Annotated in this window: 6 protein-coding genes and 1 pseudogene; 1 reads left to right on the forward strand and 6 read right to left on the reverse strand. The window is 66.0% G+C overall.

Annotated elements, in window-relative coordinates:
• The first annotated feature begins 63 nt into the window (after window positions 1-63).
• On the forward strand, window positions 64-750 hold the full coding sequence (locus NS365_RS24190; RefSeq protein ID WP_153003837.1) for a DDE-type integrase/transposase/recombinase: 687 nt from the start codon (window positions 64-66) through the stop codon (window positions 748-750).
• 165 nt (window positions 751-915) lie between these two features.
• On the opposite strand, the gene NS365_RS17825 is transcribed toward NS365_RS24190, so the two are convergent.
• The 6 genes and pseudogenes from NS365_RS17825 to NS365_RS17850 form a co-directional block, all read right to left on the reverse strand.
• On the reverse strand, window positions 916-1983 hold the full coding sequence (locus NS365_RS17825) for a hypothetical protein (protein ID WP_058601653.1): 1068 nt from the start codon (window positions 1981-1983) through the stop codon (window positions 916-918).
• A 528-nt stretch (window positions 1984-2511) separates the two neighbouring features.
• Window positions 2512-3222, reverse strand: a pseudogene (locus tag NS365_RS17830) (IS6 family transposase).
• Window positions 3223-3746: 524 nt separating this feature from the next.
• Window positions 3747-6443 carry a hypothetical protein gene (locus tag NS365_RS17835; protein WP_058601654.1) on the reverse strand — a complete coding sequence of 899 codons (2697 nt, stop codon included), beginning with the start codon at window positions 6441-6443 and terminating at the stop codon, window positions 3747-3749.
• The gene (locus NS365_RS17840; RefSeq protein ID WP_058601655.1) at window positions 6440-8668 is read right to left on the reverse strand and encodes an amylo-alpha-1,6-glucosidase; all 2229 of its coding nucleotides are present in this window, start codon (window positions 8666-8668) and stop codon (window positions 6440-6442) included. The genes NS365_RS17835 and NS365_RS17840 overlap by 4 nt, the downstream gene beginning before the upstream one ends.
• Window positions 8669-8689: 21 nt before the next feature.
• On the reverse strand, window positions 8690-12175 hold the full coding sequence (locus NS365_RS17845; RefSeq protein WP_058601656.1) for a molybdopterin cofactor-binding domain-containing protein: 3486 nt from the start codon (window positions 12173-12175) through the stop codon (window positions 8690-8692).
• Window positions 12172-12399 (reverse strand): 2Fe-2S iron-sulfur cluster-binding protein (locus tag NS365_RS17850; protein ID WP_244498491.1); only part of this gene is annotated, 228 nt, incomplete at its 5' end. The genes NS365_RS17850 and NS365_RS17845, both read right to left, overlap by 4 nt.

Raw genomic sequence — 12399 nt, forward strand, 5'->3', positions numbered from 1 at the left:
CGGAGAGGTGTAGAAGAGACAGAGACACAACACTACTCCTAACCCTTGCGGGAATGGGAGATCATGTCCGGTTCATTCGGGGGCTATTTCAACTTCTATCTCGCGCAAACCCGTACGACGAAGGCGGCGAAGCAGTTTCTCAGCAAGGCTTTGAACCGCTCGCCGCATCATCGGCCCTCGGTGATCTCGACCGACAAGAACCGAGCCTATAACGAGGCGATCGCCTCGCTGCGCAAGGAAGGTCGCCTGCCGCCAACCTGCCAGCATCGGCAGGTGAAGTTCCTCAATAACAGGCTGGAGTCCGACCACGGGAAGCTGAAGCAGCGGATCCGCCCGGTGCGGGGCTTCGAATCGCGCAAGACGGCGCACAACGCCATTCGCGGGTTCGAGGTGATGCGGATGTTCCGGAAGGGGCAGTTTCGTTCGATGGTTGACAGCTTGGCTGGCGGATCAGAGGCCCGGTACATTGGAAGGCTGTTTCAGGTGTTCATCGCCTGGCGAAAGAACGTAACGGGATCATTGCGACCAAATTGGCTATTCGCAACAGAACCGGGCAAGGTTCTCGGCCGCCCGCGCAGCCTGACGGACGCGCAAAAGCAGGTGGTGCGCGAGAAGCTGGGGGAGGGGGCATCGGTTTCGAAGCTCTCGCGCGACTATGGCGTCAGTCGGCAGACCATCCAGCGGGCGCGGGATGAGAAAGGAAAGCATGAACTTGAAGTCGACGTACAAAGATCGGCTGCATATTCTTAGCCGAATAACGCCCGCTCGGCCACCGATCTAGACGTCAGCATTATGGCCGGGTTAGGTGGATTTCTGCCGGTCTGCTTCGCGACGGCAACAGCATCTGAGCGGACGTTGCGGTCCCGCCCGGCCACGACTCGTTACAGGCGTCCGGAAGTTCCTTTTGTCAGTAGCCTAGCTCTCACTGGCGGCCGATTGCATCACGGCCTTAACGAGCACTGGATGGCGTTCCAATGCTAACTTCCAATAGGTGGAATCGTTCGCCGGGTCATTTGTATCAGCCACTTTTTGACTAGCAAGGCGCTCAATAACGCGCCGACCGTCGAAGCCGCCCCTTTCGCGTAGATAGCGGTCAGCGAGGAAGTGCCGAATGCGTCCCTCCGGAGACCGATGTTGGATTGTGCGCGCCGGATGCTCCTCGACGACGGTAGAGTAATAGAAGGCCATGTCGATGAATTCATCATCGTCCATCAGTCCGACGAGGTGCGCGTTCACCTCTTTGGCGATCTCGTATAGAAATGCGCCGAAAAGGATGGCGTGTACCGTATCGAGCTTGAGCGGCTGCCCACGCACGAACTCAGGCAGGGTTGGAAGGTCCGCGCGTGCATAGGTCTTGCGAAACGCCGCCAGTGCCTTGACCGTGTCAGAACTAGTGGAGAGCTCGGCAAGGTGAGAGCCTACCAAGCTCGCGTCATGAGCGATGCGATTACGAACACTTCGCACGAGCTCAAACAGCGGCAGAGTGGCTGCGAGTGCGGGTGACGGCGTCCAGCCGGTCCAGACTTGCAGTTGGTCGAGGCGCGTGGAGAGATTGTCGAGCTGCCCCGCCACATCATTGCAGCAGTGGCCACTGACCCAGCGTTTGGCCGAGCTCAGCCTAAGGAGGGCGTGTTCGTGATTCAAAGGTTCGAAGCTGTGGCGTGCTCTTGCCGAAAAGCGGCAAGCATCTTGGACCGCGGCGCGGCTAAAAAGGTCGAACGCAGCGACATGCTGAACGACCCCCTGCTCTCCAAGCGCTTTGATACCAGCTTCGACCTTCTCAGCCGCACTTCCATACTGCTTGCCGACTCTCCAATGCTTCACGCCGCAGGCGTCGACCAGCGCACCTAGGAGAGCTGGCGCGTTTGGGACGTCAACGTTACGGCGGAGCAGCGCCAAGCCAGCCGAAGCGACCTGAAGATAGTCTGTCAAAAGCTCTTTTTGTCTGTGATATGCGGCAAACGCTTCGATTGTTTTAGGCATTCACTCGCTCCGACTAGTAATCTGCTCCGACCCGCCGCTTTTCAAGGGTTATGAATACGCATGACCTCATTACCCCTTGGAATCCAACGCTAGAACAGCACCATCTGCTCGACAGGTCGTGGTCCCATCTTCTGCTTCGCTTCGGTGAGACTGAAGCATACTGCGCCACAGGAACAGTCGTATTTTTCGATAGAATGCGTGCAGGGTCGAAACCCGCTTGCGGGCGTTATGTCGACTTCCACAGTCCACCCCGAGCCGAAGTTGCCGGACCGCGGACGATCGGCCGCTTGGGGGAGCGCCGACAGCCGTCCTAGTGGCCGGGATGGGGTCGATACTCGTCGTCGCTTCCCGTCAAAGAGATAGGACGCCGCCCTTTTGGGCGGCGTCCTTCGATAGACTGCTAACCCAAACGCAACACGGCAGCGGTCCCTTAGGCTCTTCTCTATTCGGCGTGTTGAGGTCAAGCTCTCCGAGCGGGTCTGTTGCGAATAGGCGATTTGGTCGCAATGATCCCGTTACGTTCTTTCGTCAGGCGATGAACACCTGAAACAGCCTTCCAATGTACCGGGCCTCTGATCCGCCAGCGAGGCTATCGACCATCGAGCGGAATTGGCCCTTGCGGAACATCCGCATCACCTCGAACCCGCGAATGGCGTTGTGCGCCGTCTTGCGCGATTTGAAGCCTCGCACCGGACGGATCCGCTGCTTCAGCTTCCCGTGGTCGGACTCCAGCCTGTTATTGAGGAACTTCACCTGCCGATGCTGGCAGGTTGGCGGAAGGCGACCTTCCTTGCGCAGCGAGGCGATCGCATCGTTGTAGGCGCGGTTCTTGTCGGTCGAGATGACTGGGGGCCTATGGTGCGGCGAACGGTTCAAAACCTTGCTCAGGAACTGCTTCGCCGCTTTCGTCGTGCGGGTTTGCGAGAGGTAGAAGTCGAGCGTCTCGCCGCCATCGCCGATCGCCCGGTAGAGATACATCCATTCGCCTCGGACCTTCACATAGGTCTCGTCGACAAACCAAGTCTTGGTCTGTAGGGGTTTGCATCACTGGACGCGTCGGTCGAGCTCAGGCGCATAGTGCTGGACCCAGCGGTATATGGTCGTGTGATCCACCGACAGATGGCGTTCGGCCATCATTTCCTCGAGGTCGCGATAGCTCAGCGCATAACGGCAGTACCAGCGCATACAGAGCAGGATGACGTCGGGCGCGAAATGCCGGCCTTTGAACGCCAAACTCATGCCTCAAGTCCCCGATTGTAGCCGCCTTGAGCACCGAGGCCCTCATCCCCAATGGCTATTCGCAACAGACCCACAGGGCAGGGTTCTAGGCCGTCCGCGGAGCCTGACGGATCCGCAGAAGCAGGTGGTGCGGGAGAAGCTGGGGGAGGGAGCTTCGGTCTCGAAGCTCTCACGCGACTATGGCGTCAGTCGACAGACGATCCAGCGGGCGCGGGATGAAGATAGGGAGCGAGTTGATCCCGCCGCGAGAGAGGAGGACGTTGTGGCCGCTTCGTAGCGTTTCGGAAGCGATCGCAGCATGTCAGCTTTGTGCCCATCTTGGTCATGCAAGACCCGCGCTGGCTGGCCTTGGACAGCGGACATTCTCATCCGGGCGGTGAAAGACCGATTTCGTGAACAGTGAACGCAGAGATCAACAGCTGGGCAGCATCAAAGGAACAGCCCGCTCTTACGTTCACAATGTGGAATGCTCGCGCCTGATCATACGATCAAATGATCGATGAGCGTCTGCCTAAAGAGGTCCTCTACGAGCGCATCCGAAGGTTCGTAGCGTCACCTTTGATCTCGACCAGCTTGGGTGGGGTTGTCAAACCGGAAGGCAGCGGGTCCGGCACGGCAAAAGACATGTCTTGGTGATACCTGTTGGCCGCGGTGTTTCGGACGCGGATCTCGATCGAAAGCGTGTCGCCGGGCCTGCAGCAAAGAGAAAAGGTCGCCGGACTGTTCAGTGCCCGGCCGGCGAAAACGCCATCGACCCATAGGTCGGCTGAGACGCAAATACCGGCAAGCTCCAGATGCCAAGCCGTATCACTCTGTCGACGCGGTATGACGATAGATCTCCTGTAGGTTCCCGTTCCAGAAAACTGCGGGAAGCCTTGCGCTTCCCACCCTCGATCAACCGCTATGGGGATCGCAGGACAACCGTCGATCTCCAGCGTCCATCCGTCGACGAGTTCGATCACCGCTTGAACAGGCGGACTCGAGGAGTCTTCGAGGGAGGCAAGACCGCCCCGAGGCTCTCCTGCCGTCTTCTGCCGGGCAAGGGTCAGACAGGCGGTCCCATAGGCGGGCATCAGGAGTGACACCCCGTCGAGGCGTTCCCCGATAATCTCGATACACTTGCTGCCAGGATCCGAGGGGTTGAGGATCGTCAGCTCATGCGAGGCGTGCGCGCCAGTCAGCGTTAATCGCCTCGGGTGGTCGGCGTCGTTAAGTATGGCGATCCGCCACGACGACCCGAGCTGCGCGATGGCGGACCATGTCGCCCCCTCATCGTCAAAGCGGATGTCGGGACAGGGGCGCGCCAGCGTGGCGACGCTTGCCCGGATCGCGGCGACGTCAGGGTTCTCCGCGTGCGCGGTAGGAGAGGCCGCGGATGGCCATCCATTTTCGGGCAAAGCGGAAGTCTGGAATGGATTGCGCAATGTCTCCGGAAGGGCACCGGACCAAAGCACACGCCCACCGCGTTTGGCGAAATCGCGTATGCGCATGGCGTTTGTCTCGCTCGCGAATGCAACAACCGCAGGCAGTACCAGCACAGCGTAGCGTCCGTCGGGCTCCAAGGCCAGTTCGAGTTGCCCCTCATCGAGAATGTCGTAGCCGATGCCGGAATGAGCGAGTGCCTCCGCCCAAAAGCCGAAATGCTCGCCGCAGGCCCCCGCCGGCCCTTCGATGCGGATCGTTTCCAGTGGATAGAGCAATGCGACAGGCCGGAGCGGTTCTCCGGCTTCCAGAAATGCCGACAGGCGCGCCAGTTCGTCGAAGATTGGGCCGCAGTCCTCCCACCAGGGCAGGAAATTGTAGGCAGGGGGGAAGTCCCAACGAGGGTTTGCAAGGAGGCGCTCGTCGCGATCAAAACCATCGGTCACGTTGACGGCGTGGAGTAGGATCCGGCGTGCCCCGAGAAGGAGATGTCGGATGGCCTGTAACCGGAAGCGTTGTGGCGTCAGATCCCACTGGCCCGCAAGCGTCGGTCTCCCTGCTTCCCGCCCCGTGGCGTATTGCTCGACCGTGCACCGCTGGCGCCCGTTCGCGCGGGCTACGCTGTCGCCGAGCTTTGCCGCAAGTTGCGGAGCAAAGTCGGCGGCGTCGACGGCCGTCTCGGTGCGATAGGCATCGATCCCGAAATGGTCGACGCCCGGCATGACGCGCGAGTCGATGCCGGTCAGCCCGCTGTGGAGCGGCCACCCCCCGACGTGAGTCAGGAGTTCGTGCCCGCTGAAGCCGACGCCCCGCTCGCGCGTCCAGCGGGCGAGGGTTCCGAAGAAGGCCTCGTGCATGCGCTCGGCATAAGCGCCCAGAAACCCGGCGCGCAGCGCGACCGTGCGTGGGCCGACGTCGCGCGCGAGCGACAGGAGCTCGGCGATCTCGGCGGGGTCTGCATGCCGACCGTCGCTCAGGAGGCTGTTGCCGAGCGAGCCTTCGTGCTCCGCCCAGGTATAGAACCCCGCATAGGGATGGTCGAAGAAGAAGCCGTCCGCGGCGCCGCCGGCCGCCTCCAGCAGCGGCGCGTAGACGACCTGAGCAAAGCGCTCGGCGCTTTCGGGCAGGAGATAGTTGATGAGCCGCGAGGTCAGGCAGCGGGCCGCGACGAAGACCGTCACAATCCAGTCGGCCGGGATATCGGTACTGGCTGGATAATCGATGCGGCAGCCGTCGTCGCCGAGAGGGCGGACCTCGATCGGCTCTGCAAGGACCCGCAGGTCGGCCTCGTCGTGGATCGCCGGTGGATGCGCGACGGCGGCGACCACCTGCCATTCGCCCCAGACGGGTCTGGCGCCGTCGTAGAGCCACTCCCGGCCGATGTCGCCGATGAAGTCGAGGAAGGGCGACTGGATGGCGCTGACAGTGAGCGGGGCACCCGCCGGGCCACTCGTCCAGAACAGGTGGCGCTCACGAAGATGGTCAGCGCCGTCGACCGTCCGCCCGCCGCCATGGCCGGACATCCAGCCATATTCGTCGTAGATCGTGACGCCGATGCCGAGCCGCTCCGCCGTCGCGCAGGCCGTCCGATAGGCCGCGAGATAGGTTGGCGAGAGATAGCTCGATCGTTCGAGGGCCGGGCGGGCCTGGATCATCACGCAGCCGATACCCTTTGCCTGCATGTCGGCGAGCTGGGCGGCGATCTCCTCGTCGGTCGGTATGCGGTGCCAGAACCAGAAGGTCGCGGTTCGAAAGCGCGCTTCCGGGTTCTCGAACCAGTCCGGCGGCGGCTCCCTCACGCAGCGCCCGCCGGGGAGAGATGCCAGTCAAGCCGGGCGCCCGCCGGGACGTCCTTTAGGTCGGCGACGTGACAGCCGCCCTCCTGCCGCGTGTCAACCGGACGCCCGTTCAGGCGTACGGCCGCTAGCCGGCGAGACGCGGCCTCGCCGAGCCGGAAGACGATGTCGCCGCCCTCGACGACGGTGACAGACACGAGGGCGGAATCCAGTACAATCCGTGAGAGACGTCCTATATGGGAGCTGGCGAAACGGGGCTGTCCGTCCGCGCCATGCAGCGTCAATCGTCCGTCGGCCACCTCGACCGTCACCGGGCCTGCCGGGCTTTCGATTGGTCCGAGGCGGACGGGCTCTCCGTTGTTCACGAGTTCCCAGCCGCCGAATGGGTTGATGTCCATGACCTCGCCGACGGCTATCAGCGGCAGCATCGCGCCCCAGGTGTAGAACGGGTCGTTGCCGGGGCGCTCGTCGATCCGGCCCGTGTCGCCATCGTAATTCTCTCCGCACCAGCGACGGGATGTCCAAGATGCCTGGAAAAGTTCGAAGCTGCGCGCGGCGAGGTTCGAGGCCGGCCCGTCGAGCCGGTAGCGCCGGAGGCCTTGCCAGACCAGCCAGTTGACATTGGGCCAGATGCGCCCGCGCCAGTAGATCTGCTCGGCATAGGCGGGATCGTCGCGCGCGACGTTGGGCAGGGGGAGGCGGCCGCCGAACATGCCGGGGTCTTCAAGATGAACCAGCAGACGCTCGACCTGCGCCTCGCTGGCCGCGCCGCACAGGAGCGGGAAGAAGCTCGTTGGCGACACGCTGCGCACGAAGCCGCCACCGCGCTGCCGGTTGGCGAAGAGGCCGCGTGCCTCGTCCCATAGCTCGGTGCGGACCAGCGCGCGCGTTTGCGCGGCGAGTTCCGCGAACCGCTCTGCCGCCTCGTCACAGCCCAGCTCGGCGGCGATCAGCGCCAGCATCTCGGCGTCGAGCGCCAGCGCCGAATTCAGGCCGACATCAAGCGTCGAGAGCGTGCGCGTTTCCGGGTCGTAGCGGGCCTCGTCGTGAGTTGGCGAATTGTCCATGCCCGTCTCGTTGCGCGCGCCGAAGGCGGTGCCGCGATACATGGCGTCGCCGACATCCGAGGTTCCGCAGGACACGAGACCGCGTCCGTCCGGGTCGCGGTTTTCGCGCCACCAGAGTTGGTTGCGTGCCAGCGCGTCGAACACGTCGGCGAGAAAGGCTCGATCGCGGCTGCGTTGGTAGATCATCCAAGCGATGAAGGCGCCATGCGGGGCCTGGGTGCGATCGACCCAGGCATCCTTCGGGTTCACGAGGCAAGCGATGTTGCCCTGCGGCGTCGCGCTTCCCATCGCCACGTCGAAATTGCGCCGCGCGAGGGCAGGATCGAGAAGCCCGGCCATAAGTGCGGCGAAGCATTGGTCGTTGTACCAGACGGCATCGCCCAAGCCCCAGATCCGGCTGGCGGTCGTGTAGGGGCGTCGGTTCAGCCGGTCATAGACTGTGTTCCAGCCGACCACATCGCGAACGGCGTCGAGCGCGGCTGCGTGGCGGCCGGTGTGCAGGGCCGGCGCTGGCTCGATCTTGCCCGCGAGCGCGGCGCGGGCCTTGGCGACGGCCAATTCCTTCGTGTCGGCGACGGCGGCGGCGTATCGCAGGCTCGGCGTCATTTCGAGGTTGAAGCGCAGCGCGATCAGCGGCGCGGCGCTCGCACGGGTCGACTTGTCGAAATAGCCGTTGCGGTCGAAATCCTCGATCAGCGCGTCGAAGCTCTGATGGCCCGTGACGAGCGCGGGCAGATCGCTCGCCGCAAATGCCACAAAGCGGAAGTTCACCTCCACCACGGCGACGCCCGTCTGCGGATCGAACTCGGCGCGGCTGCCGTCCTCGGCGCAAAGAGCGAGCGACACCCAGTAGCGCAGGCCCCATTCACCCGCCTGACGCGTTTCGAAGCCGCCGCGCACTACGAACGGGTCGGGCTTGTCGAGGCGGAAGGCAAGGCGCGTCTCGGCGAAAAGTGTCTCGAACTCGATCCGCTCACCGCGCAGCCCGTGCGTGCCGAAGCGGATTTCGTCAGGGGCGCGGATCGGCGTCGCGCGGGCAAGCTTGGCCGAATAAAGGAGGGGGGCGATGCGCACGCCGAGCGGCAGGAAGGTCAGCTCGCCGGGCTTGTCCGACCATGTGTTCCAGGCGCTGGCAAGGGGGATGGACGTGTCGAGGAACATGGGCGGCCTTTCGGCGATCGATCAGGAATGGGGCGCGGCGCGCGCCGATGTCACCGCCTCGGGAAGATCGGTCCAGGCGGGTTGGTCGGGCGCGAAGCGCGCGCGAAGATAGGCCATGAGATCGGCGATCGCACCATCGTCCAGCGCCGCGCCGAAGGCGGGCATGGCTTCGGCGTCGAGGCCGGCATGGGCGGGAACGCCCGAGAGAACCGCGCGGATCGCGTTGCCGGGCTCGGCGGCGTGGAGATTGACGTTCAGCGCCAGCGAGATGGCCGGCTTGTCGGCGGCGTGGCAGGTGGCGCAGGCCCCCTCGAAGACGCGCGCGCCCATGGGCGCTGTCCGCGCGGCCGCGGCGCTGGCGCGCTCGGCCGCCTCCAGTGCCTCTCGCGCCTGCGTGGCGGCGGCCTCGACGGTAACGGGCGGCCCTTCCAGCGCGGCGAGATAGGTTGCCATGGCGCGGATGTCGGCGTTGGGCAGGGGGGCGAGCGAGGCGACGACATGTGCCATCGGCCCGGCGGCGGCCCCATGCTCGGCCGCGCGGCCATCGCGCAGATAGTCGTAGAGCGCCTGCTGGGTCCAGGCGACGGGCGCGGCCCCGCCGCGCAGCGAAGGCGCGTGCCAGCCATCGGCCTCGCCGCCCCCAAGATGCGCCTTCCCCGAGATTTCGGCCCCCAGCGCGTTGCGCGGGCTGTGGCAGGCGCTGCAATGGCCGAGCCCTTCCACCAGCTCCGCGCCCCGGTTCCACTCCGCGCTCTGGGCCGCATCCGCCGGGGCGGGCGCGGCTGAGAGGAACAGCGCGTTCCAGCCCGCCATCAGCGGCCGGATGTTGAAGGGCGGGCGGAGCGCCGTCGGCGGCGTTCGTGCGTCCACGGGCTCCTGCGCCATGAGATAGGCATAGAGCGCCTGAAGGTCGCTTTCGCTCGCCCTCGCGAAGGACGTGTAGGGATGGGCGGGGTAGAGATGATGCCCGTCCCGCGAGACGCCCTGGCGCATGGCGCGCGCGAAGGCCGGGTAGCTCCAGGCGCCGATGCCGGTCTCGGGATCGGGCGTGATATTGGTGGCGTAGACCGTGCCGAAGGGCGTTTCCAGCGCCCGCCCGCCCGCAAAAGCCGCGCCGCCGCCGCCGACATGGCAGGTGTTGCAGGCCCCGGCGGCGGCGGCGAGACGCCCGCGCTCGATGGTCGCCGGCGAGAAGAGGTCGGCCGCCGGCCGTGGCACGGGCGCGATCGCGCCGGGGAAGGGCAGGGTTGCCGCGCCCGCCGCCAGCACCCCGGCGAAGGCCCCGGCGAAGGGCCAGCCCCAGCGGCGCTTCGCCTTGGCGAGCGGCGTCGGGCTGTCCGCGGGCGGCGGCAGCGGGTTCAGCGCGGCGCGCACGCGCTCGGGCGTCAGCGGCAGTTCGCGGAAGCGGATGCCGGTCGCGTCGAACACGGCGTTGCAGATCGCCGCCGCGCTCGGCACGGAGGCGGACTCGCCTGCGCCGAGTGGCGGCTCGTCGGGCCGGGGCACCATCAACACGTCGATCTCGGGCACGTCGGGAAACTGGAGAATGGGATAGGCGCCCCATTCGAGCGCGGCGACGCCCGTCTGCGAAAAGCGCACCTCCTCCTTCAGGACGCGGCTGGTGGACTGAATGACATTGCCGTGGATCTGGTGGCGCACGCCGTCCGGATTGACGACCTGCCCGGTGTCCTGGCCGCAGACGACGCGGGTGACGGCGATCTCGCCGGTCGCGCGGTTGACCGCGACATCGGCCACCCAGGCGGCCCAGGCGGCGGCCGTGCCGGGAAACTTGCCGTGGACATAGACGGCGTAGGCGAAGCCCCGGCCATAGAGAATGTCGCCCTCTCCACCATGCGTGAAGGGCTCGGTATGGGGCATCCAGTTCGCCCGCTCGGCGACGGCGCGCACGAGGTCGATGGCGCGCGGGTCGGTGAGATAGCGCAGGCGATATTCGATCGGATCGACCTTGGCGGCGCTCGCCAGCTCGTCGATGAAGGATTCGTGCGCGAAGGTGTTGGGCATGGCCGACACGCCACGGAACCACGAGGCCCGCGCGATCGGCGGCATGTCGTGGACGGTGACGCGCAGGTTCGGGAAAGCATAGGGTGGAATGGCCGTACGGTCGCCCATCTGGAGCGTGTCGGCGACGGGCGGCACCTTGCCGGTGAGGATGAGGGGCAGTGTCGGGGCGAGGTTGGAGGGGTAGCGCGTCTCGAAATCGTAGAGCGCCGGGCCACCTTCGAGGTCGAGCCCGCCGCGCACGTCCACGACCTGCGCCGCGCCCTTGGGCTCCCAGGCATGCTCCTGCTCGCGCGTCAGCTGCACGCGCACCGGCTGCCCGACCGCGCGCGACAGGAGCGCGGCATCGGCCGTCACGTCGTCGGCGCAATTGCGCCCGTAGCACCCGGCCGCCTCCAGCCGCTCCACCACGATCCGCTCCTCCGCCATGTCGAGGAGGCGGGCAAGGTCCGTGCGCAGCGGAAAGGGGTTCTGCGTGCCGGACCAGACGGTGAGCGCGTCCTCACGCCAGTCGGCCACCGCGCAAGACGGGCCGATTGAGGCGTGCATCTGATAGGGCCAGACATAGGTCCGCTCCAGCGTCTCGCCGTTCGCCAGCGCGCGCTCCACGTCGCCCCGGTCGGCGAGCCGCCTCGGCGTCGAGGGGGTGCGCCGCAGCGCTTCTTCGGGGTGAGTGAGATCCGGGATTGCGGGCGGTGCGCGCCATTCCACTTTGAGGTGGCGCATCGCCTCCACGGCCTGTTCCTCGCGCTCCGCGACGATGCCGACGAAATCGCCGACGACCACCAGCGCCCGGAAGCCGGGCAGGCCGGAGACCGAGGCCTCGTCCACGCCGAGGAGGCTCGCGCCGACATGCGGCCCGCTGTCGAAGCCAAGATGGGGCGGGCGCAGGACGCGCCCATGCAGCATGCCGGGCACGCGCACGTCATGGACATAGGTGAACGTGCCTGTCGCCTTGGCCGGAATGTCGGCGCGCGGTGTGGAGCGGCCGACGAGGCGATAGGCCGAGGCGGGTTTCAGCGGCGCGGCTGGGTCGATGGCGAGGCGGATCGAAGCGCCGGCCAAGAGGTCGCCATAGGACACGAAAGCGTTGCGCGGCTCGCGCGGGCCGACGATCCCGTCCTCTACGATAAGATCGCCCACGGGCCGGCCGAGATGCTCGGCGGCCAGCGCCAGGAGATGGGCGCGCGCCGTCGCGGCCGCCGCCCGCAGGGGCTCGGCCGTCACCTGGATCGTCTCGCTGGCGATGGTCGCGCCCTGGTTCGGCCCCGCAATGGTGGAGCCCAAGACCATGGACACGCGGGCGAAAGCGACGTCGAGCTCCTCGGCGACGATCTGCGCCAGCGCCGTGCGAATGCCGGTGCCGAGATCCACATGCCCGTTATAGGCCGTCACCGCGCCATCGGCCCCGATCGCGAGGAACAGCTCGTCCCCGCCCTCGGTGGCCGGGCGCGGGCGCAGGACGAAGAGCCCTTCGGCCGGGATCATCGGGTGGCCTCCGGCTGGGGCGCGGCGGCGGCGGCGCGAACGGCCGTCAGGATTTCCATATGGGTTCCGCATCGGCAGAGATGATGGCGCAGCGCCTGCCGGATCGCCGCCTCGCTCGGGCGGGGATCGCGGGCCAGAAGCGCCACGGTGGCGATGATCATGCCGTTCAGGCAATAGCCGCATTGGGCGGCCTGCGCGGCGATGAAGGCGGCCTGGACGGGATG

It is taken from the genome of Aureimonas ureilytica, from assembly GCF_001475935.1.
GTDB lineage: Bacteria > Pseudomonadota > Alphaproteobacteria > Rhizobiales > Rhizobiaceae > Aureimonas > Aureimonas ureilytica_A.

Excerpts from the sequence above, each read along its gene's own strand:
- NS365_RS24190 (WP_153003837.1), top strand. The coding sequence starts at position 64 with ATGTCCGGTTCATTCGGGGGCTATTTCAACTTCTATCTCGCGCAAACC.
- NS365_RS17825 (WP_058601653.1), bottom strand. The coding sequence starts at position 1,983 with ATGCCTAAAACAATCGAAGCGTTTGCCGCATATCACAGACAAAAAGAG.
- NS365_RS17840 (WP_058601655.1), bottom strand. The coding sequence starts at position 8,668 with ATGTTCCTCGACACGTCCATCCCCCTTGCCAGCGCCTGGAACACATGG.
- NS365_RS17845 (WP_058601656.1), bottom strand. The coding sequence starts at position 12,175 with ATGATCCCGGCCGAAGGGCTCTTCGTCCTGCGCCCGCGCCCGGCCACC.